Origin of the sequence: Streptomyces sp. NPDC046465, assembly GCF_040646035.1 — a bacterium.
Classification (GTDB): domain Bacteria; phylum Actinomycetota; class Actinomycetes; order Streptomycetales; family Streptomycetaceae; genus Streptomyces.
The window spans coordinates 26,854-49,655 of the sequence record NZ_JBEYZK010000015.1 but is presented as its reverse complement, the minus strand read 5'-3'; the positions used below and the strand labels follow the sequence as shown (position 1 = coordinate 49,655).

The 22,802-nt window shown below is 72.6% G+C and carries 24 protein-coding genes and 1 pseudogene; 15 read left to right on the top strand and 10 right to left on the bottom strand.

All coding sequences use genetic code 11. The features are described from left to right. Window positions 1-50 precede the first annotated feature (50 nt). Complete coding sequence (locus ABZ953_RS23550) at window positions 51-917, bottom strand: methyltransferase domain-containing protein (protein WP_361727006.1); 867 nt, start codon at window positions 915-917, stop codon at window positions 51-53. 146 nt (window positions 918-1,063) lie between these two features. Between ABZ953_RS23550 and ABZ953_RS23545 the strand changes: the two genes are divergently transcribed. Beyond that, window positions 1,064-2,209: a magnesium and cobalt transport protein CorA gene (locus ABZ953_RS23545; RefSeq protein ID WP_361727004.1), complete on the top strand. Its 1,146-nt coding sequence runs from the start codon at window positions 1,064-1,066 to the stop codon at window positions 2,207-2,209. Between the two features lie 11 nt (window positions 2,210-2,220). On the opposite strand, the gene ABZ953_RS23540 is transcribed toward ABZ953_RS23545, so the two are convergent. Beyond that, entirely contained in the window at window positions 2,221-2,655 is a 435-nt protein-coding gene (locus tag ABZ953_RS23540) for a CBS domain-containing protein (protein WP_361727002.1), read from the bottom strand. 118 nt (window positions 2,656-2,773) lie between these two features. Beyond that, on the bottom strand, window positions 2,774-3,406 hold the full coding sequence (locus tag ABZ953_RS23535) for a uridine kinase (protein ID WP_361727000.1): 633 nt from the start codon (window positions 3,404-3,406) through the stop codon (window positions 2,774-2,776). Between the two features lie 240 nt (window positions 3,407-3,646). On the opposite strand from ABZ953_RS23535, the gene ABZ953_RS23530 reads away from it, so the two are divergent. From ABZ953_RS23530 to ABZ953_RS23510, 5 genes are all read left to right on the top strand, one after another. Then, window positions 3,647-4,126, top strand: a complete 480-nt coding sequence (locus ABZ953_RS23530) for an anthrone oxygenase family protein (protein WP_361726998.1) — start codon at window positions 3,647-3,649, stop codon at window positions 4,124-4,126. A gap of 86 nt (window positions 4,127-4,212) precedes the next feature. Next, window positions 4,213-5,703, top strand: a complete 1,491-nt coding sequence (locus ABZ953_RS23525; protein ID WP_361726996.1) for a glutamate synthase subunit beta — start codon at window positions 4,213-4,215, stop codon at window positions 5,701-5,703. A 230-nt stretch (window positions 5,704-5,933) separates the two neighbouring features. Further along, the gene (locus tag ABZ953_RS23520; RefSeq protein ID WP_361726994.1) at window positions 5,934-8,138 is read left to right on the top strand and encodes a PEP/pyruvate-binding domain-containing protein; all 2,205 of its coding nucleotides are present in this window, start codon (window positions 5,934-5,936) and stop codon (window positions 8,136-8,138) included. After that, window positions 8,135-9,106, top strand: a complete 972-nt coding sequence (locus ABZ953_RS23515) for a hypothetical protein (RefSeq protein ID WP_361726993.1) — start codon at window positions 8,135-8,137, stop codon at window positions 9,104-9,106. Before ABZ953_RS23520 ends, ABZ953_RS23515 begins: the two co-directional genes overlap by 4 nt. 139 nt (window positions 9,107-9,245) lie before the next feature. Further along, window positions 9,246-9,977 (top strand): dual specificity protein phosphatase family protein, encoded by a 732-nt coding sequence (locus ABZ953_RS23510; protein WP_361726991.1) that lies wholly within the window; start codon window positions 9,246-9,248, stop codon window positions 9,975-9,977. A 75-nt stretch (window positions 9,978-10,052) separates the two neighbouring features. Here the strand turns inward: ABZ953_RS23510 and ABZ953_RS23505 are convergent, their stop codons facing one another. Further along, window positions 10,053-10,376 (bottom strand): DUF397 domain-containing protein, encoded by a 324-nt coding sequence (locus tag ABZ953_RS23505; RefSeq protein ID WP_361726989.1) that lies wholly within the window; start codon window positions 10,374-10,376, stop codon window positions 10,053-10,055. Between the two features lie 2 nt (window positions 10,377-10,378). After that, window positions 10,379-11,239: a helix-turn-helix transcriptional regulator gene (locus tag ABZ953_RS23500; RefSeq protein WP_361726987.1), complete on the bottom strand. Its 861-nt coding sequence runs from the start codon at window positions 11,237-11,239 to the stop codon at window positions 10,379-10,381. 159 nt (window positions 11,240-11,398) lie between these two features. Here ABZ953_RS23500 and ABZ953_RS23495 point away from each other — a divergent pair, with 159 nt between their 5' ends. After that, a complete protein-coding gene (locus tag ABZ953_RS23495; RefSeq protein WP_361726985.1) occupies window positions 11,399-11,899 on the top strand; it encodes an ATP-binding protein in 501 nt (166 codons plus the stop codon). A 49-nt stretch (window positions 11,900-11,948) separates the two neighbouring features. Beyond that, window positions 11,949-12,398, top strand: a complete 450-nt coding sequence (locus tag ABZ953_RS23490; protein ID WP_361726983.1) for a hypothetical protein — start codon at window positions 11,949-11,951, stop codon at window positions 12,396-12,398. Window positions 12,399-12,545: 147 nt separating this feature from the next. On the opposite strand, the gene ABZ953_RS23485 is transcribed toward ABZ953_RS23490, so the two are convergent. The 3 genes from ABZ953_RS23485 to ABZ953_RS23475 form a co-directional block, all read right to left on the bottom strand. Next, a complete protein-coding gene (locus ABZ953_RS23485; protein ID WP_361726981.1) occupies window positions 12,546-12,725 on the bottom strand; it encodes a hypothetical protein in 180 nt (59 codons plus the stop codon). 142 nt (window positions 12,726-12,867) lie between these two features. Continuing rightward, entirely contained in the window at window positions 12,868-13,551 is a 684-nt protein-coding gene (locus ABZ953_RS23480) for a DUF899 domain-containing protein (RefSeq protein WP_361726979.1), read from the bottom strand. Window positions 13,552-13,641: 90 nt separating this feature from the next. Next, a complete protein-coding gene (locus ABZ953_RS23475; protein WP_361726977.1) occupies window positions 13,642-15,060 on the bottom strand; it encodes an amidohydrolase in 1,419 nt (472 codons plus the stop codon). A 124-nt stretch (window positions 15,061-15,184) separates the two neighbouring features. Between ABZ953_RS23475 and ABZ953_RS23470 the strand changes: the two genes are divergently transcribed. Further along, window positions 15,185-16,141 carry an endonuclease/exonuclease/phosphatase family protein gene (locus ABZ953_RS23470; RefSeq protein WP_361726975.1) on the top strand — a complete coding sequence of 319 codons (957 nt, stop codon included), beginning with the start codon at window positions 15,185-15,187 and terminating at the stop codon, window positions 16,139-16,141. 56 nt (window positions 16,142-16,197) lie between these two features. Here the strand turns inward: ABZ953_RS23470 and ABZ953_RS23465 are convergent, their stop codons facing one another. Further along, the gene (locus tag ABZ953_RS23465; protein ID WP_361726973.1) at window positions 16,198-17,256 is read right to left on the bottom strand and encodes a phosphatidylinositol-specific phospholipase C domain-containing protein; all 1,059 of its coding nucleotides are present in this window, start codon (window positions 17,254-17,256) and stop codon (window positions 16,198-16,200) included. Between the two features lie 319 nt (window positions 17,257-17,575). Here ABZ953_RS23465 and ABZ953_RS23460 point away from each other — a divergent pair, with 319 nt between their 5' ends. The 4 genes from ABZ953_RS23460 (at window position 17,576) to ABZ953_RS23445 (ending at window position 20,899) form a co-directional block, all read left to right on the top strand. Beyond that, entirely contained in the window at window positions 17,576-18,196 is a 621-nt protein-coding gene (locus ABZ953_RS23460) for an FABP family protein (RefSeq protein ID WP_361726971.1), read from the top strand. Between the two features lie 25 nt (window positions 18,197-18,221). Then, on the top strand, window positions 18,222-18,791 hold the full coding sequence (locus ABZ953_RS23455; protein WP_361726970.1) for a 2'-5' RNA ligase family protein: 570 nt from the start codon (window positions 18,222-18,224) through the stop codon (window positions 18,789-18,791). Window positions 18,792-18,840: 49 nt separating this feature from the next. Next, entirely contained in the window at window positions 18,841-20,250 is a 1,410-nt protein-coding gene (locus ABZ953_RS23450) for a hypothetical protein (protein WP_361726968.1), read from the top strand. A 163-nt stretch (window positions 20,251-20,413) separates the two neighbouring features. Beyond that, complete coding sequence (locus ABZ953_RS23445) at window positions 20,414-20,899, top strand: DUF3574 domain-containing protein (protein ID WP_361727361.1); 486 nt, start codon at window positions 20,414-20,416, stop codon at window positions 20,897-20,899. Window positions 20,900-20,984: 85 nt separating this feature from the next. On the opposite strand, the gene ABZ953_RS23440 is transcribed toward ABZ953_RS23445, so the two are convergent. Then, window positions 20,985-21,413: a hypothetical protein gene (locus ABZ953_RS23440; protein ID WP_361726966.1), complete on the bottom strand. Its 429-nt coding sequence runs from the start codon at window positions 21,411-21,413 to the stop codon at window positions 20,985-20,987. A 132-nt stretch (window positions 21,414-21,545) separates the two neighbouring features. Here ABZ953_RS23440 and ABZ953_RS23435 point away from each other — a divergent pair. Then, window positions 21,546-21,758: pseudogene (locus tag ABZ953_RS23435) on the top strand (DUF4291 family protein); the annotation flags it as partial. A 27-nt stretch (window positions 21,759-21,785) separates the two neighbouring features. Beyond that, window positions 21,786-22,670, top strand: coding sequence for a recombinase family protein (locus tag ABZ953_RS23430; protein ID WP_361726964.1), 885 nt, complete (start codon window positions 21,786-21,788; stop codon window positions 22,668-22,670). Window positions 22,671-22,802 lie beyond the last annotated feature (132 nt).

Genomic DNA, 22,802 nt, shown 5'->3' with positions numbered 1-22,802 from the left:
GGATCGCCCTGGGATCGCCCACGGGCCGCCACGGACCCCTCCCAGCCGCGTTACGCCTTCCTCCCCCACGTGGAGATCAGCGGCGGCGCCGCCAGGTCCAAGGTGCCCGTCGCCGCGTCCGCCACATGGCGGTCGATGTCCTCGGCCGTGGCGAGGCCCGCCGCGACCAGGTCCGGCCGTAGCTGCTTGAGCGTCGCCGTCTCCAGCTCCGCGCAGGCCGGGGAGGTGAGCGGGAAGTAGACGTCGGACTCCACCCGGCGCAGGCCCGCCTCGCGCAGCAGCCGCGGCAGGCTGCGCCCGTACGCGACGTCCGCCCCGCGCTCCGCGAGCAGCGAGCGCACCCCGTGGCGCAGCCGGTTCGCCAACTCCTGGGCGTGGCCGTACTCGTCGGGGCAGGCCAGCGACTGGAGCGCCAGGTCGGGCTCCTCGATCAGCAGCCTGCCGCCGGGCCGCAGCGCCTTGAGCATCGATGCCAGGGCCCGCTCCCGGTCACTGACGTCGGCGAGGACGAGCCGCGCGTGCACGAGGTCGAAGCCTCCGCCGGGCGGCGGCTCGGTGGCGACGTCGTGGATCCGCACTTCGAGGGGCGAGCGCGCGGCCCGCGTCTGCCATGACGTGTCGATGTCGGTCGCCAGGACCCGGCCCGTCGGGCCGACCCGCTTGGCGAGCCAGGAGATCACGGAGGTGCCGCCCGCCCCGACCTCCCAGCAGCGCCAGCCGGGGCCGATGCCGAGACGTTCGACGTGCCCGAACGTCGTGGGGTCGAAGAGGGCGGCGAAGGCGTCGGAGCGCGACCGCGCCAGGGACTGTCGGGAGTCGGAGAGCTGCCGGGAGTCGGAGAGCTGCCGGTGGTCGGAGAGCTCCCGGGGACCGGCGTACTGCCGGGGGTCGAGGAGATGACCGTCGATTTGCGTCATGCCGCGATCATCCCAGTTGTCCCGCTTGCTCCCGGGAGGCAGAACCGAGCAATCCGGAACGGAGTCCTCCGTTCCCCCAGGCCTTGCCAGGGCGCGGGACCGTCCTGGCAGACTGGCACGCCACGTCCACGGTGCGAGGAGCCCACATGTCGATGGCAGGCAATCTGCGCAAGGTCACCAGCCTGCGCAAGGTCGGTGGCCTGCGCCGGGTCGGCGGTCTCCGCAGGGTCGCCCGCCTGGGCCGCCGCAGCACCCGCGTCGACCTGAGCCATCCGTCCCGCTCCCCGCTCGGCTCCTCGGTGGTGAACTGCGTGACGTACCGGGAGGGGGTCCGTCAACCGCCGCGCCCCAACCTGGTCGAGGCGGTGGAGCGGGTCCGCAGGAGCGGCGACGGCTTCGTCTGGCTGGGGCTGCACGAGCCGACGGAGGAGGAGTTCGCCGACGTCGCCGACCTCTTCGGACTGCACCCCCTCGCGGTCGAGGACGCGGTCCACGCCCACCAGCGCCCGAAGGTGGAGCGGTACGACCAGACGCTCTTCGCCGTGTTCAAGACCGTCTGCTACGTGGAACACACCGAACTGACCGCGACCAGCGAGGTGGTGGACACCGGCGAGATCATGGTCTTCGTCGGCCGGGAGTTCGTCATCACCGTGCGGCACGGCCGGCACGGCTCGCTCGGCCCGCTGCGCGAGGAGCTCGAGGCGTCGCCCGAACAGCTCGCGCAGGGCCCCGCCGCGGTGCTGCACGCCATCGCGGACCAGGTCGTCGACGACTACCTCGCGGCGACGGACGCGGTGCAGTCGGACATCGATCAGGTCGAGACGGACGTGTTCGCCCCGGACGGCGAGCGGGCCGACCCGGGCCGCATCTACCAGCTCAAGCGCGAACTGCTCGAACTGAAGCGGGCGGTGGTGCCGCTCGGCCGCCCGCTCCAGGTGCTCGCCACCCAGCCGATGCGGCTCATCGCCCCGCAGATACAGGCCTATTTCCGGGACGTCGACGACCACTTGAAGCGGGCCACCGAACAGATCGCCGCCTTCGACGAGTTGCTGAACTCGATCCTCCAGGCGCACCTCGCGCAGGTGACCGTCGCGCAGAACGAGGACATGCGGAAGATCACCGCATGGGCGGCGGTCGTCGCGGTGCCGACGATGGTCTGCGGGATGTACGGCATGAACTTCGACCACATGCCCGAGCTGCACTGGCGGTTCGGCTATCCGATCGTCATGTCCCTGGTCGCGACGGCCTGTTTCGCCCTGTACCGCGGCTTCCGCCGCAACGGCTGGCTGTGAGGCCCTGACCTTCAGCCCCGGCCCTGGGCGCCCTTGGCATAGACGCTCTCGACCCACCCGGCGAGCTGGTCGTCGGTGAGGTGGGTGGCCAGATCGGCCTCGCTGATCATGCCGACGAGACGCTTGTTCTCGATCACCGGCAGCCGACGGATCTGGTGGCCCTGCATCTCGCGCAGCACCTCGCCGACGTCGGCGTCCGCGTCGATCCAGCGCGGCGTGCCCTTGGCCAGGTCGCCCGCGGTGATGTGCGCCGGGTCGTGCCCCATGGCCACACAGCCGACGACGATGTCGCGGTCGGTGAGGATGCCGCAGAGCCGTTCGTTCTCGTCGCTGATGGGCAGCGCGCCCACGTCGAGTTCGCGCATCAGCTGGGCGGCGCGGTCCAGGGTCTCGTGCTTGGGGATCCACTGGGCACCCCGGTGCATGATGTCTCCGGCGGTGGTCATCACTACCTCCCGTTGCCGGGCAGTGTCCGGAGCGGCGCGGAGGCGCCGCTGGTCCCGGCGCCCCTCATTCTCGCGGCGCCCGCGGCGGCACGCATCCGGGAGAGGTACGGAGCGGGGCTCAGCCGCTCCACGCCGGGTGGCGCGGGTCGTCCGCCCGTACCACCACGTCCGCCACGGCCCCGGGGTCCACCTCGTCCTCGTACCGCTCGAACGCCGGCAGGGTCCACCGCTCGCCGTCCGGGGTGCGCCGCCGCAGGGCCCCCGGCGAGAGCCGCACGTGCACGGTCAGGTCGAAGGGGAACCAGTGGCCGAGGAGCAGCGGGCCGTGCAGGAGCAGCGCTCCGCCGGGCGGCAGCTCCACGTACGGGGTGCGGGTCGCGCGGTCGGCCACCGGGTCCCACAGATCGGGCAGGACCCGCCCCGTGCCACCGGGATCGAGCGGCCCGAAGACCTCGCGCCACAGCGCGCCCGTGTCGAACCACCCGCTGTAGTACGCCTCCACGTCCTCGCGGCCGTATTCGAGCCGCAGCGAAGCGGGCCGCAGGAACCCCTCCGTGCCGATCACGAGCGCGTCGCGCCCCCGCAGGCGCAGGGCGTCCCCGACCCGCCGCGCCAGTTCCCCGGTGCCGCCCGCCGGAGCCCCGTCGAGGGCCACCCGCGGCCAGGCGCCGCCGTCGGCCGTCTTCAGGTCGATCAGGCGGTCCGCGAGGTGGTCGGCCAGCCGTTCCCAGGTGATCGGTTCGAGTCGCACGGGCCCATGATGCCGGGCGGCGGCCGCGGGCCGGTGCGCATTGACATGTCGCGCATCGACTTGTTGCGCATTGACTTGTTGTTGCGCATTGACTTGTTGCGAATTGACTTGTGGTGAGGCGGCGGGGCACTGCACGATCTATCGCCCGCGCCCTCCGTCCGCCGCCCCTGTCCGCCACTGTCCGCCACTACCCACTACCCACTACCCACTGCAACCGGCCGAGTCCCCACGGGAGTTGTCATGATCGACGGTCCGTACTTCGTGCTCACCGTGCTCGGGGCGCTCGCCTGCGGCCTCGTCGCCGGGGTGTTCGCCGCGTTCTCGACCTTCGTCATGAAGGGCCTTGCGGCGCTGCCCCCGGCCCAGGGCATCGCCGCGATGAACCGGATCAACGTCACCGCGGTCACCCCGGCGTTCATGGCCGTGTTCCTGGGGGCGACGGGGCTGTGCGCCGTGCTCGCCGTGGTGACGTTCGTGCTCTGGCCGGACGAGGGCACCGTCGAGCTGCTGACCGGCAGCGTGCTGTATCTCGTCGGCTCGTTCGGGGTGACCGTCGTGGCGAACGTCCCGCGCAACGAGGCTCTCGCCAAGGTCGATCCGGACAGTGCGGAGGGCGCCGCGTACTGGAGTACGTACGTACGTCAGTGGACCGCGTGGAACCACGTCCGCGGTGTCGCCTCGCTCGCCGCGGCGGCGGCCTTCATCCTCGGGCTGACCTGAGTCGGCCTCCGGGTGCCGGGCACCGTGACCCGACGTACCGTGATAAAAGGCCTTCTCACGGCCGCACGGTCGCAAGGGAGACGGCGATGGCCGACCCCAAGGGCTTCCTCACCACTCCGCGCCGGGAATGGCCGCGCCGCCCCGTCGAGGAGCGGGTGCGGGACTGGGACGAGGTGTACGTTCCCGGCGCGCTGCTGCCCCTCGTCGAGCGGCAGGCGGACCGCTGCATGGACTGCGGGGTCCCGTTCTGCCACGAGGCGTGCCCGCTCGGCAATCTGATCCCCGAGTGGAACGAACTGGTCTCGCGCGCCGACTGGCACGCGGCGGCGGACCGGCTCCACGCCACGAACAACTTCCCCGAGTTCACCGGCCGACTCTGCCCCGCCCCGTGCGAGGCGGGCTGTGTCCTCGCGATCAACCAGCCCGCGGTGACGATCAAGAACGTCGAGGTCGCCGTCGCCGACCGCATCTGGGCCGACGGTCTCGCGCCGCCGCAGGCCCCCGAGCGGCACTCCGGCAAGAGCGTCGCCGTCGTCGGCTCCGGGCCCGCGGGCCTCGCCGCCGCGCAGCAGCTGACCCGCGCCGGGCACACCGTCGCGGTGTACGAGCGGGCGGACCGGCCGGGCGGGCTGCTGCGGTACGGCATCCCCGCCTTCAAGATGGAGAAGCACCATCTTGAGCGCAGACTCGGCCAGTTGACCGCCGAGGGCGTGCGCTTCCGCACGTCGACGGAGGTGGGGCGGGACGTGGGCGCGGCCGAGGTGCGGGCCCGCCACGACGCGGTGGTGCTCGCCGTCGGCGCCACGGCGTGGCGGGAGCTGGACGTGCCGGGACGGGAGTTGGCGGGCATCGAGCAGGCCATGGCCTATCTGCCGCTCGCCAACCGGGTGTGCGCGGGGGATCTCGACGTCTCGCCGCTGAGCGCCGCGGGCCGGCACGTCGTCATCGTGGGCGGCGGTGACACCGGGGCCGACTGCCTGGGCACGGCGGTACGCGAAGGGGCGGCGTCCGTCACCCAACTGGACATCTACGCGCGCCCCGGCGAAGAGCGCGACGAGATGGCGGAGCCCTGGCCGACGTACCCGAAGATCTACCGGCTCACCCCGGCGCACGAGGAGGCCGGGCAGCTGCGGACCGCGCCCGTCGCGGACGCCGACGCACGGCTGTTCGCGGCGTCCACGCTCCGTTTCAGCGGTGACGCGGCGGGGCGCGTGCGGGCGCTGCACCTGACGGAGGTCGACGCGGGGCGGCGCCCGGTGCACGACACGGAGCGGATACTTCCGGTCGACCTGGTGCTGCTCGCGCTCGGCTTCTCCGGGCCCGACCGCCCGGCGGGCGGCCTGCTCGACCAGCTCGGCCTGGACCTCGACGGGCGGGGCGCGCTCGGCCGCGACGCGCACTTCGCGACGGACATGCCCGGCGTCTTCGCGGCCGGCGACGCGGCGCGCGGCCAGTCGCTCGTCGTCTGGGCCATCGCGGAGGGCCGCGCGTGCGCCGCGGCGGTGGACCGCTGGCTGACCGGCTCCACCCGGCTCCCGTGCCCGATCTCGCCGCACGACCGCCCCATGACGCTGTGACGTCGGGGCGCCGCGGCGGACACTCCCCCATGGCCAGAATGAGGACGCCAACCCGCCTGTGTACTACGGGAATACGCACGGCGATGGGATCGTTGCCGGAGATGGCGTGTCACCTGTCGGACCGCACCGCGGCCCTGCCGGTGCCCCGCCGAGATCCTTCGTTCCGCCGTCAGGCGCAGGGCCACCCCCGCGCGTCCCCCCTGTAGGCGGCCGGTCCTGGAGGGTGCCCGATGACGACGCTGCATGAACACCCCTCGTCCCGCGCCATGCCCCCCGCGCCCGTCCCGCTGCACCTGGACGATCCACGGGCCGCGCTCCCCCACCTCGCAGGATCCAAGGCCGCGCACCTCGCCCGGGCCACCCGCGCCGGGCTTCCCGTACTGCCCGGATTCGTCGTCCCGTCCGACTTCGCCGCCCATGGCGCGGACGACGCGCTGCGCCGGGCCTGGGGCGAGCTGTCCGCCGAGGGCGCGCTGGCCCTGGTCGTGCGGTCCTCGTCCCCGCACGAGGACACCCAGGAGTCGTCCCTGGCAGGGCAGTTCGCGTCCGTGCTCGACGTGCGGGGCTGGGCGGACTTCCGTACGGCGGTACGTACCGTCCTCGACTCGGCACGCAGGCCCGACGGCACGACCGCCCCGATGGCCATCCTCGTCCAGCCGATGCTCGCCGCACGCGTCGGCGGCGTACTGTTCGGCGCCGACCCCGTCGAAGGGCGGGCCGACCGGCTCCTCGTGAGCGCGGTACGGGGCGGCCCCGACACCCTCGTCAGCGGCGAACAGCCGGGCACGAACCAGGCGTTGAGCCGCCGCGGACGCCTCCTGCGAACCGAGCCGCCCGGCGCCGAACAGGTCCTGACGGCGGCCGAGCTGCGCCGCCTTGCCCGGCTCGCCCGGCGCGCCCGCGGGGTGTTCGGCGGGCCACAGGACGTCGAGTTCGGCTTCGACGGGGAGAGCGGACGCCTGTTCCTGTTCCAGAGCCGGCCCATCACGGCCATGGCCGCCCGGCCGCCGCGCGGCGCCCGGCTCCTCGGGCCCGGCCCCGTCGCCGAGACCCTGCCCGGCCAACTCCAGCCGCTCGAAGAGGACTTGTGGATCACCCCGATGGCCCGCGGGCTCGCCGCCGCGCTCGACATCGGGGGCGCCGCACCGCGCCGCGTGCTGCGCACGGCCCCGGTGGTCACCGTGGTCGGCGGGTACGCGGCGGCGGATCTGCGGCTGCTCGGCGCCGTCCCGCCGCCGCACCCCTGGCTCGCGCTGCTCAATCCGGCGCCGAACGCCCGCAGGCTCGGCGCGGCGTGGCGGATGGGCCGGTTGACCGCGGCCCTTCCGGGGCTCGCGCTCGACCTCGTGGCGGACGTCGACCGCCGCCTCACCGAGACGCCCTCCCCCACCGGGCTTACCGCGCCCGCCCTCGCCACCACGCTCCGCTGGACCCGCGCCGCCCTCGTCTCCCTGCACGCCCAGGAGGCCCTGTGCGGGGCGCTGCTCCCGGACCCCGGGACCGTCACGGCGGCCGGCGCGGCGCTGGCCGCACTCGCCCGCGGCCGGTCCCTGGGCCTGCCCGACGAGCGTGTCGTGGCGGTGGACCCGGTGGTCCTCGCGCTGCTTCCGCCCCGTCTCGACGAGGACGTACGCCTGCCCGAAGCGGTCACGGCGCGCGGCACGGCAGGGGCACCGACACCGGCACCGGCACCGGTGGCCGCCACGGTCGGCGCGCTGCCGCCGCGTGAGGCCCTGCGGCTGCGGATCCGCTGGACGCAGGAGTTGCAGGTACGGCTGGTCCGCGAGGCCGCGCGGCGGCTCGTGGAGCGGGGTGCGCCGCTCGGCGACGCGGGGCGGGTCGGGTCGCTGCGCTGGGACGAGCTGATGGGCGCGCTGGCGGGTGTGGCGCTGCCCGGGGACGTCGGGGAGCGGCTGCCGCGGTCCGCGTCGGCGCCGCTGCCGGACGCGTTCCGACTCGCGGAAGGCGGCACGGTCGTGGCCGAACGGCCCGCGCGCCGCCGCCGTTTCGCCAAGGGGCCCGCCAAGGAGTCCGTCAAGGAGTCCGTCAAGGGTTTCACCAAGGGGGCGATGGGCGGTGGGACGGCGGCCGGGTGCGGTGGCCGGGGCGTGTCCGGCGGCCGGGCATCCGGCACCGCGTGGGACGGCACCGGCGTACGGCCCCCGGACGCCGTTCTCGTCGTCCGCACCCTCGACCCCGCACTCGCTCCCCTGCTGCCCGAGCTCTCGGGCCTGGTCGCGCAGACCGGCAGCCCGCTCTCCCATCTGGCGCTCCTCGCACGGGAGTTCGCACTGCCCACGGTGGTCGGTGCCACGGACGCGGTACGGCGCATCCCGCCCGGCAGCCGCCTCACCCTCGACGGCACGACGGGTGACGTACGCCTGGATGACGCACCGCTGCCCGCGTCCGGGGCCGGGCCCGAGGTGTCGCGATGAGGCGGCTCGCCTACCTCTTCGGCGGGGCGGCCGCCGCGGGCGCCGCCGTCTACCTGGTCGTCTACCTGTACCGCTGGCAGTGGCAACGGGCGATCCTGTGCGGGGTGCTGCTCCTGGTCGTCGAGGTGCTGCTGCTCGGCGTGACCCTGCTGGGACGCCTCTCGCGCCTGGAGGAGCGCATCGAGGCCCGCCACCCGCACCCGCAGCCAGAACCACAGCCACAGCCACAGCCACAGCCACAGCCACAGCCACAGCAGGACCTTCTCGCGCGCCTGCGCCAGGAACCGGCCGGGGAGACGGGCGGGCAGGCGGGCGCCGCCCGGTTCCCGTGGCTGGACGACCCGGGCAGCCGTACGTACGTCTTCGTACCGGTGCTCATGGTGGCGGGCGTGCTCCTTTCGGGTCTTGCCTGGCTCGTGCAGCGGCTCGCCGCCGCGACCGCGCGGCCCGTCGCCGAACGGCGGCTCGCGGGGCGGCTCGCCGTGCTCGCGGCCCCGCCTCCCGGCACGGGGATCGAGGACCTGCCCCCGGTGCCCGGCCGCGACCGGCGCCGGACGGCTCGGATCGTGGCGGTCGCCACCGTCGGCGCCGCGCTGCTCGCCGGGCTCGTCGTGGGCCTCGCCGAGCTCACCCAGACCCGCGAGGGCCACGCGGACGAGTCGGCGGCGACGTCCGTGCTCCTGCGCGTCGAGATGCGCGGCGGCGACGCCACCCCCGAGCGCCGCACCCTGGCCGCGCACCAGGTCTGGGAGCGCTGCCGGGACTCCACCTCCGCCCCCCTGCGCCACGCGGCCCTCGGCACCCTGGACGACGACCTGTACGCGGGCGTCGTACGCCCCGCCCTCACCGACCACGACCGCATGCGGCTGCGCGGCTGCCTGGAGGACACGGAACTGGACAAGGCGCACCTGACGGTCCTCGGCATCGGCGACACCGACGCCGATGACGACGACCCCGCGGACAGCTGACCCCGCAGACAGCTGATTCCGACGGCAGCTGATTCCGACGGCAGCTGATCCCGCACCGGCCACTGCGGATCTTCAACTCCCTTTTATCCGGGGCCAGTTACTCTGTGAATACACCCGCCCCCTATCCCCGGGTCTCCCCATGGCCGCCGCCCCCGCCGCTCCATCGTTCCCGCTGCCCGCTCCGCCGACCGCTCCCCCACCGCCGGTCCGCCGCCGTCTGCGCCGCACCTGTCTGCGTGTCCTCGCCGGGTGCGCGCTCGGATATCTCGCGCTCTGGGCCACCGGGTCCCTCGGAATCCTCGCGCTCTCCGACTGGGCGCGGAGCACCGGCGCCCAGCCGCGCGGCTCGCTCCGGGCCGAGGGAATCCACCACTTCCGGCCGGTGGACTCGGAAGGAAGGCTGTGGCGCGGGGCCGCGCCCTCGACGGAGGGGTACCGCAACCTCGCGCGGCTGCGCTTCGCGACCGTCGTCGATCTGCGCGCCGAGGACCTGACCCGGGCGCAGCGCGACCAGCCGCGCCGGGCGGGACTGCGTGTCGTACGGCTGCCGATCCGGGACGGGCAGACCCCGCAGCCCGCTCAGGTCGGGCGCTTCCTGCAGGTCGTGCGCACGGCGCCGGGGCCGGTGTTCGTGCACTGCGGCGCGGGCGTGGGGCGCACGGGGACGATGGCCGCGGCCTATCTCGTCCGTACGGGCGAGGACTCGTCGTGGGACGCCGCGCTGCGCAACCTCGCGGTCGGGCCGCCCTCGGTCGAGCAGATCTACTACGCGCTGCGCCTCGACCGCGACCAGGTGCACCAGCCGCCGCTGCCGGTGATCGCGGTCAGCCGCCTCGTGGACGCGCCGCGCAGGATGTGGTCCTGGGTGTGACCCTCGAAGAAGCGTTCCACCAGGCCGTACGCGCCCTCCTCGGCGGAGAGCGGTCGGCCAGCCGGACGGAGGGGGTCAGGACAGCAGGAAGTCCGCCTCGCCCGCCTTCGCCCCCTGGATGAACGCGGTGATCTCACTACGCGTGTAGATGAGCGCGGGACCGTCGGGGTCGGTGGACTGGCGCACGGCGACACGGCCGTCGGCCAGCTTCATGGCCTCCAGGCAGTTGCCGCCGTTGCCGCCGCTCCACGGCTTGTACCAGCCCTCGGTGCCGAGGTCGCCCGCGGGCATTCCGTTGTAGATCCGGGATGATTCCGTGCGGGCCTCGCTCCGTGAGTCGGCGCGGCTGCCCGGTGAACGCGGACCGGCAGGGCGCGTTCCGGCTCGATGTCGGTCCATTGTCACTGCTCCTTGCGGAGGTCCCGGAGGATCTCCTTCGTGCGTTGTGCGGTGGCGGCCTGCGCCGCCATGCGGTCCATGACCTCCAGGTGGGTGGCCACCTCTTTGCGCGCGTCCAGGTAGACGGCGCCGGTCAGGTACTCGCTGTAGACCATGTCGGGCAGCTCCGCCATGGCGAAGCGGAAGAGCACGAACGGCCCGTACGTTCCGGGGTGCGGGCCCGCCGCGAAGGTCGCGATCTGCAGGGTGACGTGGGGCATCTCGGCCGCTTCGAGCAGCCGGTCGATCTGATCCCGCATCACCTCGGCGTCGCCCACGGGCCTGCGCAGGGCGGTCTCGTCCATCACCACCCACAGCCGGGGCGCGTCCTCACGGGTGAGCAGCGACTGGCGTTCCATGCGCAGCGCCACGTACCGCTCTATGTCCGCGGGCCGGGTCTGGCCGATGGCGCCGGAGTGCATCACGGCGCGCGCGTAGTCCTCCGTCTGGAGGAGCCCGGGTACGAAGTGGGGCTCGTAGGACCTGATGAGGCTGGCGGCGCCCTCCAGGCTGACGTACATGCTGAACCAGCCGGGCAGGATGTCGTGGAACCGCTGCCACCAGCCCGGCTTGTTGGCCTCCTCGGCGAGCGTCACGAAGGCTTCGGCCTCGTCGTCCGCGACGCCGTAGGACTTCAGGAGCAGCTGGAGATACGGGATCTTCAGCGCGACCTCGGCCGTCTCCATGCGCCGGACGGTGGCGGGGGCGACGCGCAGGATCTTCGCGGCCTCCTCGCGCTTCAGGCCCGCGCTCTCGCGCAGGTCCTGCAGGCGACGACCGAGAACGACCTGGCCGACGGTCGGCGCGGACCGCGGTTCGCTCACGTCTGCTACCTCCACCTGACTGGCGCGTTGCCTCGGCCCACACCGCACCGCAAGCCGTAGCGAGCAGTGTGCCATGCGCCGTCACGGAGGAACACGCCACTGTGCACATTTCAGAGTGGCCCTTGCCAAGGTGTTCGGGGCGGGGCGATAGTGGAGAGCGTGACTCCGCCCGCGCCGTTACGAACCGAAGCCACCGAAGGCCGTCCTGGCGATCTCGCCGAGGCGTGGCCCGAGGACGCCGAGGTCTGCGTCAGTTTCGCCCTCGCACCACGTCCCGGCTCCGTCGCACAGGCCAGACGCCTGATGCTGGAACAGTTGGACGGGTGGGCGGTGCGCGACGACGACGCCTGCGACGCGGCGGCGCTCGTACTCTCCGAACTGGTCACCAACGCCGTGGTGCACACCGCGAGCAGGCGGATCATCTGCGAGCTCTGCGCAGATCCGGAGAAGCTGCGGATAACCGTACGTGACGAAGGGTGCGGGTCAGGCATGCCGCGCCCGGTGCACAGGGGGGCCGACGAGGAGCACGGGAGGGGACTGCTTCTTGTCGATGCGGTGAGCAGCGCGTGGGGCGTCCACGACGCAGGGCCCGGTATCGGGCTCACGGTGTGGGCGGAGTTGCCGAGGGAGACGTCGGTGTCGACGCCGGCGATTGCGTAGAACGCAGAACGGAACGAACGAACGTGGCAGTGGTGCGGGCGGGGGGCATGTGAGCGCGGGTACGGTACGGCCGTTGGACCTGAACACCTTGGTACGCCTGTCGCGACAACGACAGCGCACAGGGAGGCCGTCAGCGACCTCGCCACTCCCCCGGCTCGATCTGCCCGAGGGCATGACCGAGCCGCTCGGCTGCGACGCGGTGGCGGTGCCCGCGGCCTTCGGGCCCCGGCTGATGGCACGGCTGCCCCGGGTCGGATGCGTGTACGAGGACGGGGCGCGCTGGTGGTGGATCGTGCCCGCGGACTCCGACGTCGCCATGGAGTGGCCCGCGCCGGTCGCCTATTCGGCGGGAGCCGTGGTGCGGGACGCCGACTGCCGTCCGGTGCTGATCAATCGCCCTCCGGACGACGTTCCCTATACCCCGCCGATCCCGCTGTATCTGGCGCTGTGCCGGGTCACGGGGACCACGCCGGGGTGGTCCCGGGCCGTCAGCGCGTAGGCGCTCCGCTGGGTTGGGCGGATACGCGGGCGGATCTTTGGGCGGATCTTTGGGCTGATCTTGGGGTGCGGGTCCGTCTGGGCTGAGCGCGCGGTTCCCCGCGCCCCTTAGGCGCCCCTGGGCCGGGGCCCTTGCGGGCCCTGCCCGTTACGCTGCCGCCGCCAGTGGTTCGGGGACCGTCACCAAGAAGGTGTCCGAGGCCAGGTCCATGACCACCTCCGCTTTCTGGCCCTCCTCGCGGCGGGCCCGTGCGTACTCCTCCGCGGGCCACGAGCCACGCGGTCCGCCCGCCGGGAAGCGTTCGAGCACCGTTCGTCCGTTCGTCATCGTCCCTGTCCCCCGTGTCGTTCCGTGCGCAGTCCGAAGACTCTGTACCGAGGAGAACGCTCGGGACAGCCCCCGGGGATCGCAACGTGACCGAACTGAGACGGAGTTGGGGGATATCCCAGGGTTCTCCCGGAGGGGCGGGTCAGTCCTCGTACTCGTCGTGGAACCGCACCCGCGCGCTGCCCGCGGGCGCCCCGAACACCGACGCCCGCCCCTCGGGCCGCTCCCACTCCTCCTGCCGGCCGAGCGCGGTGAGGTCGAGGAGGCTGGTGGTGGAGCCGAGGCCGTCCAGGCCACGGGCGAACGTCGCGTACGTGTGGAAGACGCGGTCGCCGTACCGCAGGAAGCAGTTGATGCCGGGTACGTCGCGGGGCTCCTCGGGGAACGAGGCCAGGAAGTCGTAGTTGAAGTCGCCGCCGTTCGTCGAATACCAGGGCACCGTCCAGCCCATCCGGGCCTTGAAGGCGAGGAGCTTGGTGAACGGGGCGCGCGACACGGCGACGAAGTTCGTGGCGCGGGCCCGCAGGTGTCCGAGGTGCCCGATCTGGTCGAGGAACCCGGAACAGCTGCGGCACCCCGCGTCCCACTCCGGGGCGAACATGAAGTGGTAGACGATCAGTTGGTCCTTGCCGTCGAAGAGGTCGAGCAAGGTCGCCTTCCCGTCGGAGCCCTCGAAGTAGTACTCCTTGTCGACCTCGACCATCGGCATCCCGCGCCGCTCGGCGTTGAGCGCGTCGCGGGCGCGGGTGGCGGCCTTCTCTTCGGCCAGCAGTTCCTCACGCGCGGCGAGCCACTCCTCGCGCGTGACGATCTCCGGAAGTCCCATGGCGTGTCTCCTCCACCCTTCGGGCACGTACGTCGGCGAAGGGTGGACCGGCGGGGTTCGCGGAACTCATCGCTCGCGGGCGAAGAACTTTCACCCTTCGTACTCCTGGATCCGCCCGCCATGGCTCCGGTCGACCAGTTCGGGCAGCAGGGCGCTCAACTCCCCCACGATGTCCGGCACGTCGAGGGTCAGCAGCCGCCGGTCGCGCATCAGGACCCGGCCCGCGACGATCGTGGTGCGCACGTCGGCGGAGCGCGCGCTGTGCACAAGGGTGGCGGCGAGGTCGTGCACGGGCTGGGTGTGCGGCCCGGTCACGTCGACGAGGACGAGGTCGGCCCGGCGCCCCGGCGCGAGGCTGCCGATCTCGTCGCCGAGCCCGACGGCCCGCGCGCTCTGCAGGGTGGCGTGGTCCAGGGCCTGGCGTGCGGTGAGCCAGGCCGGGTCGCGCTCCACGTACTTCTGGACGAGCGCGGTGAGCGTCATGGACTCCCACACGTCGAGGGTGTTGTTGGACGCGGCGCCGTCGGTGGCCAGGCCGACCGGGACCCCGGCCTCGCGCAGCGCCCGTACGGGGGTGGTGTCCCAGCCGAACTTCAGATAGCCGCGGGGCGCGGAGGCGACGGCGACGCGTCCGCGGGCGCGGCGCAGGACGGGCAGGTCGCGGGCGGTGTCGAGGCCGGTGGCGTGCGCGAGGAGCACATCGGTGTCGAGGAGCCCGGCGCGCTCCAGGATCTCGATGGGGGTACGGCCGTGGCGGGCCAGGCTGTTGTCGGTCTGCTCGCGGTTCTCCGCCGCGTGGATGTGGACCAACAGGCCGTGTTCCCCGGCCAGTTCGGCGGTCGCGGCGAGGTCGGCCTCGTCGACGGTGTAGGGGGCGTGCGGGGCGAGGCAGGTGGTGATGCGGCCGTCGGCGGCGCCCCGCTGCCGGAGCGCGAAGTCGAGGGAGGCGGCCCGCCCCTCGGGCCCCTGCGAGCTGAAGTAGGCCTGGCCGAGTACGGCGCGCAGGCCGCTCTGCCCGGTGGCCGCGGCCACCTCGTCCATGGCGAAGTAGTGGTCGGCGAAGGTGGTGACGCCACCGCGGATCATCTCGGCGCAGGCGAGCCGCGCGCCGAGCCCGACGACGCGCTCGGTCAGGTTGGACTCGACGGGCCAGATCCAGTCGTTGAACCACGCGTGGGCCGGCAGGTCCTCGGCGAGGCCGCGCAGGGCCACCATCGGTGTGTGCGTATGGCAGTTGACGAGCCCGGGGAGCGCGACCGTGCCGCGGCCGTCGATGCGTTCGACGGCGGGGATCTCTTCGCCGGTACCGGTGCCGGTGCCGGTGCCGGTGCCGGTGTCGCCCGCCGTGACCGAGGCGATGAGTCCGTCGCGTACGACGACCGTGGCGTCGTCGACGAAGACGATCTCCCCTCGCGAGTCGTGGGTCAGCGCCGTGCAGCCGGTGACGACGAGGTCGGCGGGGCCGTGCGTGATGAGTCCGGTGGGGCCGGGCGCGGGAGGCGGCGTCATCTCTTCAAGGTAGTGCGAGTGCGCATCCGGCGGCCCTGTCGCGGGGCCGGTTCTGCGGGCACGCTGACCTCACCCGCCGAGCGCCGAGCGGGCCGGGTGAAGGGGACGTACGAGGGAGGCGGTCATGATCATCGGCACATGGAATCTGGAGAACCTCTACCGGCCCGGCGGGAAGTTCGGCCCCAGGGACAAGACCGCGTACGAGGCGAAGCTGGCCTCGCTCGCGGCGACGATCACCGAGTTGCGGCCGAGCGTCCTCGGCGTGCAGGAGGTCGGCGACCCGGCCGCTCTTGAGGACCTGGCGGGCCTGCTCGACGGCACCTGGCACGTCACGCTCTCGCGGCACGCGGACGACCGCGGCATCCGGGTCGGCTTCCTCACCAGCCTGCCGGTCTCCGTCGTCACCGACGAGGACGGCTTCCCGGAACCGCTGCACCCGGTGCAGACCGACGACACCGGCCGCACGACCGCGCGGACGGGGCGCGGGATCCTCGCGGTGACGGTGTCGACCCGGGCGTTCTTCTTCGACGTGGTCGTCTGCCACCTCAAGTCGAAGCTCCTGTCCTACCCCGGCGGCCGCTTCCAGCCGCGCGACGAGGGCGAGCGGGCACGGTTCGGCGCGTACGCCCTCTACCGCCGCGCGGCCGAGGCGACCGCGGTGCGCGCGCTCGCCGACCGGCTGCTGTGGGGCGACGGCCGCGAGCACCGGGTCGCGGTGCTCGGGGACCTCAACGACGAGGTCGGCGCGGCGACCACGCAGATACTGCTCGGCCCGCCGGGCTCCGAGATCGGCACGCCCGGCTTCGACCGGCCCGACAAGGGCGACGCGACACGGCTGTGGGACGTGGCCCCGCTGATCCCGCCCGAACAGCGCTTCTCCCGCATCCACGCCGGCCGCCGCGAACTCATCGACCACGTCCTGGTGAGCCGGGGCCTCCTGGACCAGGTGCGGACGGCGGGCACGGGAGCGCCGGGCGCCGCGGCGGCCGCGCTGCCGTCGGTGGCGGACGAGGATCCGGCGGTACGGAGGGACGCGGCGGGGTCGGACCACGCGCCGGTGTGGATCCGGATCCAGCCCTGACACCGCCGCACACCGCCGCCGGACCGGAAGGGCCTGTGCGTCGCCCCGTTCGGGCCTCAGCCGCGCGGGAGCACGGTCGAGAGGACGCCGGGCAGCGGGTACCAGTCGGCGGACACGATGCTGGCGTGCTTCCCCGCGAGCAGCGCGACCCGCTCGCGGGCCTGGGTCTCGGTCGGCCGCGTTCCGTCGATGGCGGGGGCGACGTTGTGGGCGTCGGTCATGACGACGAGGTAGCGCCGGTCGGCGTACCACCGGGTATCGATGCCGCCGCCCGCGTACGCGGAGGCGTCCCCGTCGAACAGCACGAACCACGGCCGGATCGACGCGTCCGCGTACCGCTCGCGCGGGTCGCCCGCCGCCGCCCCGAGCACGGCGGGGAAGGCGGCGGCCTCGCCGAGGCGCCCTGCGGCGGCGAGATCGCGCAGGTGGGTGGCGTATTCGCGGTCCGTCCAGAGGGTGTCGGCGGGGTTGCCCTGCTCGACGGTGCCGGGGATCAGCTCGACCACGAACTTCCCGGCGAGCTCGGCGCGTGCGGGCCAGCCCTTCTCCCGTACGGCGTCGTCGAGCCCGGCGTGTCCCGCGGCGAGCTGACCGGGGCGGTAGACGGCGTCGCCGAGCACGCCGGTGAGGAGCGCGTCGAGGTCGGCGGGCCCGCGCCCGCGCCTGCCCTGGAACCCGTCCTTCAACTCGACCTTCACGAGGACGGGCCGGTGCCCGGGGTGGGCGTCGTGCCAGCTGCGCATGTCCTTCAGACACCCGGTGAGGCTCTGGTTCCGGGACTTGGTGCGCAGCTCGGCCGGGCTCTGGGCGTTCTCGCAGTTGTTGTCGTTCCCGACGGGGTTGCTGTGGGACACCCGCCATCCGCTGCCGAACACATTGGTCCACACGTCCAGTTCGAGCATCCCGGCACCGGAGTCGAGGGCGTCGGCGAAGTACGGGTACTTCGCCTTCTCGTAGGCGTTGTGGACGCCGACGCCGGTCGTGGCGGAGTAGGCGGATCCGGGCGCGGGGTCGGCCGCGCCGCGCGGGTCCACCGAAGCCCCCGCCGCCCCTCCGGCTCCGGCCCCGCCGAGTGCGCCCCAGCAGACGAGCGCCCCCACCAGCAGACTCCTCACACCCTTGCGCCCCATCCCGCCCACCACCCTCTCGTCATGCTCCGAACAAGTCCCGGGAAACGTAAGGGAATCGAGTGACGCTGGGGAAGACGGCGTCTTACGAAGGGGAGGGGTGGCGGAGGGCCGGTGACGGAGGGCCTGTGACGGAGGGCCTGTGGCAGACGACCGGTGGCAGAGGGGCGGTGCGGTACGGGCCGGTGCCGTACGGGCCTGCGGGTGGGCACCCTAAGCTGCCTCCCGGCACCGCATCGCACCACCCCGACTCACCCCGGCACCGACCCCGACCCCGACCCCGATCCCGACCCCAGGAGCCCGCACCGTGTCCGACCTCGCACCGGAGCACCAGTACCCGGCCCCGGCCCCGTACCCGTACCCCGACAGCCGCCACCCGGACGCGGCTCCCGCGCCGCACGCACTGCTCTCGCCGGTGCTCGGCCTCCTGGGCACCTGGCACGGCCGGGGCCAGGGCGAATACCCGACGCTCCCCGCCGACTTCACATACGCGCAGGAAGTCACCTTCAGCCACGACGGCCGCCCCTTCCTCCGCTACGAGGCCCGTGCCTGGCTGCTCGACGCCGACGGCGCGCCCCTCCGCTCCGCGGCCCAGGAGAGCGGCTGGTGGCGGCTACAGCCGGACGGCCGGGTGGAAGCGCTGGTCACCCAGCCCACCGGCATCGCGGAGATCTCGGTCGGGCACGCGGCCGACGGCACGGTCGATCTCGCCACCCACGAGGTGGCGCTCACCCCCACCGCGAAGGAGGTCACCGCCACCCGTCGCCGCTACACCCTGACCGACGACGACACGCTCACGTTCACGCACGACATGGCGGCGGTGGGCGAACCCTTGCGGCATCACCTCTCGGCACGCCTGCGCCGCAAGGACCCCACGGACCGCACGGACCCCAAGGGCCGCAAGGAGCAGACCGCGCCCGACGCGTGACGCCATGAGCACCGGAACACAAGAAGTGGCAGCACGCGCGGAGCAGGCCACAGCGATCGCGGCGAGCTCCGACGCGGCGGGCGGCGGCTGGCCGGACCTCCCGGGCGACACGGCCCTCACCATCCGCATCCCCGAGGCGAACCCCCTGGTGAGGGCGGGTTTCCCGGCCCACGTGACGGTGCTCTACCCGTTCCTCAACGAGTCCCGCCTCACCTCGTCCACCCACGCCGACCTGAGGAACTTCTTCGCCGCCCGGCCCCCGTTCACGCTGACGTTCGGGGAATTCCGCCGCTACCCGGGCGTCCTCTACCTCCCACCGGCCCCCGACGCCCCCGTACGCGCCCTCACCGAGTCCCTCACGCGCCACTGGCCCGAAGCCGTCCCTTACCGAGGCATCTTCGACCCGCCCCTGGCCCCCCATCTCACCCTCGCGAACCACGAGGGCCCCGAGACCTACCGACAGGCCTACGACGCCCTGGAGTCGGAACTCGCCCCCCACCTACCGCTCACCAGCCACGTGGACACCGTCCATCTGATCGTGACGGACGGTGCGGGAGGGACCTGGCGGGATCTGGCGGCGTTCCGGCTGGGCTGATCCGGGCAAAAGTCTGGTTGGCGGTCATGGACAGCGCCACCATGTGTACATGAACAGCGGCGCTGAAGCCCTGCCTTCGCCACCACCGTTGCCCCCGGCGAAGCGGTACAACGCGGTGCTCAGGCTGTACGACGCCCCGGTACACCGCGACTGGGCAATCTGGGCAACCCTGTTCTGGTGCTTCATGTCGGCGGCGGCCATCGCCACCGACAAGGAGCACCGCGGGCTACCGCCGTGGTTGGACACCCTTCTCGCCTCGATCTTCTTCACGCTCGCACTCGGCGTGCTGCCTGTCTGGGTCCGCCTGCGGAGAAGGCGACGCAGGTGGCAGTCGATCGAGCGCCGCGCGTCCGGGACCGTCCCGGCGGACGGACGTGACGCGGCCGAGGTACGGGGTTCGCGTCCGGCTCCTGATTCGCGTGCGGCTGGTGATGCGACTGCGGTCCGCGACTCGACTGCGGTACGTGATTCGCCGGGCGACCAGCCCGCACCGTACAGCCCTCCTGCGCCGTACGGCTCGCCCTCTTCCGCCGTCCCGCACGTCGCGGCCGTCCCGCGTGCGCCCTCCGGCGCTCTGGCGCGGGCACGGGACGGTCTGCCGCATCCCGTCGCCCGCGCCCTGCGGACCTTTCAGCAGGCGGGCACGGCCAGGGACGAGTACGAAGCGATGCTGGAGGCGGCCGAGCACCTGGGCGTCGCCGTCTGTGTCACGGCGGCGGCGCTCCTCCAGGGCGACTCGCGCGAGGCCGACGCTGCCTCCGACGACAGCCGCCCGGGCCATCCGGACCGCCCGGGCACCCCGCTGCTCGCAGGGATCCAGCGGTCGTGCCTGAGTTCCGGGGCCATGTTCGGCACCTGGACCAGAGGGCTCTTCGCACTCCGGGAGACTGCGGCGCAGAACCATCTTCTGCTCCCCGGCTTCTCGACCGCCCTGCGCTCCCCCGCCGACCCTTCCGGTGCCCGGGACATCGCCGACGACCTGGACGCCCTGCGGGCGGAGCGGAACCGCACCGCGCACGGCGACCGCCCGGTGAGCCAGCCGGAGGCCGCCCTGCGCCTCGCCGAGTTCCGGCCCCTCTTCGAACACGCCGTGGACTCGGCACTGTTCCTGGACGGCCTGCCCTGGCTCTGCACCGTCTCCTGCGAATACCGGCACAGGGAACGAGACTTCCGTGTCGCGGCGCACGCCGTGGTCGGCGACCACCCGATCTTCGAACGCCAGACATACGCGTGGCCCATCCCGGTCGCGAACGACACCTTCTACGTGCTGGGCCCGAACGGGCCCGTGACCTTGTCCCCTTTCCTGACGCACGCGTTCTGCGAGCAGTGCCTGCAGATGGAGATCTGCTACCTCAGCAGGGTGCGCGGCCGCTCCGGAGACGCGACGGTCAAGAGCTTCAACCGGGGGCACGACATCGTGGTGCCCGATCTAGGGAACGACATCCGGTCGTTGCGGTGAGGGTGCCCCTCGTGGGGGCGGTGTGCGTGTCAGTCTCGTTGCGCTGCCATCGGGGATCTACGGACATGCCGAACCGGCAGAGGAAGTAACCCCCTACAGAAGGGATCCGCCCGTGCCCCGCTCGCTCCCCCGCATCTCCCGGCCCCGTACCTCCCGTCCCCGTATCTCCAGGCCTCGCATCTCCGGTACCCGGCTCGCCGTGGCCGGTGCCGTCACCGCGGTTCTTGCCGCGGGTACTCCTGTCGCGTACGCCTCGTTGAACGACGAGCCCCGGTCGGCGTCCTCCGCGGCGCCCGCCGCCTCGACGGTCGAACGCGGCAGGCCCTTCCACGAGACCCGGCTCTTCTTCGGCACCGAACGGCCCGACGGCGGGCCCGCCGTGACCGACAAGCAGTTCATGCGCTTCATCGACGAAGAGGTCACGCCGAGCTTCTCCGACGGGCTGACCGTCCAGGACGGGCGGGGGCAGTGGCGCGACTCCAACGGCAAGATCGAGCGTGAGCGTTCGTACGAACTGATCCTGCTGTATCCGACGGCTGAGACGCGCACGCGGGACGTCCAGATCGAGGAGATCCGCAGCGACTACGAGAAGGCGTTCGCGCAGGACTCGGTGGCGCGGCTCGACGAGCGGACGCGGGTCGATTTCTGAATCGCGGTCAGGTTCTGGCGGGTGGCGGCCGGAGGTGCGGTCGTCATCCGTCGGTACCGTCATCCGTCGCTACCGCCGTCCGGCGCTACCGGTCGGTGGCGTTGTGCACGGTCCCGGCCTGGATCACCGTCGCGTGATACGTGCCGCCACTGATGGTGTTGTTGTACGTGACGCTGCCCGGCTGTGCCTCCGGAGCCGACGCCGGGGCCAACTCGTCCAGCAGCGCCCGCAGTTCGGCGGCTGCCTCCGGGTCCGCCGCGAGCCTGCGACGCAGCCGTGAGCGCCACTCCGCCCGCACGTCGTCCGCGGTGCCCTCGTCCCCGGCGCCACGCGCGGCGACGAGCTCGGCACGCGCCTCCTCCAGCTCTCCGGCGAGGACGTCCTCCTCACCGCCCCTGCCGCGCGAGAAGAACCCGGCGACCCGGTCCCGCGCCTGCGTCCACCCGTCGGTCACCATCTGCTGCACGAGCGCCGTCGCCCCGGCCGCCGCGAGTGCCGTCAACTCCGCGTCCACAGGCCTCCCTCTCCCCCACATCCTCTGCGCGATCTTCTGCGCCTCTGCCCCGCGTCCAAGGCCTTCACCGTAGCGCGGCCCACCGACAATCCACTGGCAGTCGGCCCACGGAGGCTGCAAAGCTGACCCCCCATGAACACCCCGCACGTCCCGCACGCCCCGCACGTCCCGCACGCCCAGGCCTCCGCCGACGGCCCCGCCCTCCCCGTCCCCCGCCATCAGATCCGCGCCCTGCACACCGACACGACGATCACCGTCTACCAGGCGTACGCCCCGGAGATCGGCGTCCCCGCGGCGCGCTCGGGCCGCTTCCCCGACGCCTGGAAGCGGGACCGTATGACGTGGACCATGCCGCGCTCATAGCCTTTTTCCATGACCACAGACGACAAGGACCAGCAGACAGACGCCCGATTACGTCGAGCCTTACGGGCCAGGCAGGCAGCCGGGACGGAGCGGACCAAGAAGCACCGTTCTGACTGGTCAGGCGAGCCCGCAGCAATTTACTGCCGGATCTCGCACGCCAACGATGACGATCAGACAGGCGTAGAGCGCCAAGAGGGCATCTGCCGAGAAGTCGCGGAACGCCTCGGGCTCACGGTCGTGGAAGATCAAGTCTTTGTGGACAACAATCGGTCGGCATGGCAGCGGAAGCGGAAGCGTCCGGGGTGGGACGCGCTTCTCGCCGAGGCCAGCCAGGGCCGTGTCCGCCACGTCCTCACGTACCACCCGGACCGGTTGATGCGTCAGCCGCGCGACCTCGAAGAGCTGCTGCAGATCGCTGACGATCACGACATCACCTTGCACGGACAGGCGAACCGGCGTGATCTCGCGGACCCTGATGACCGGTTCTTCCTGCGCATCGAGGTAGCGCTCGCCTGCCGCTCCAGTGACGACACGTCGCGCCGACTGGTCGATTCAATGATCGACCGAGTGCAGGACGGAATGCCGCACACCGGCAAGCGCCGGTATGGGTACGACAAGACCGGCACAGTGATCATCCCCGAAGAGGCGGCCATCGTTCGAGAGATCTTCACGCGCTACCTCGACGGCGTGAGTCCGGTCCAGCTGGCCAAGGATTTGTACGGTCGTGGCGAGAAGACAGCCCTGGGGCGGACCTGGAGCGCCCCACGCGTTCGAGACATCCTCGACTGCCGCCACGTCGCCGGAATCCGTGTGTTCCGGGGTGAGGAGATCGGGGATGGCGAGTGGCCCGCGATCATTGACGCGAGCGCCGCACCTACCGGGCCGCAGCGTTAGCGACCGGCAACCATCCGAGTAGGTTCTACCTGCTGCGCGGCCTGGTCACCTGCACGGGATGCGGCAAGGTGACGGGCGGTTCGGGAGGAAGCGGAGCCAAGTACGTCTGCCACCACACTCACCGTCTCGACG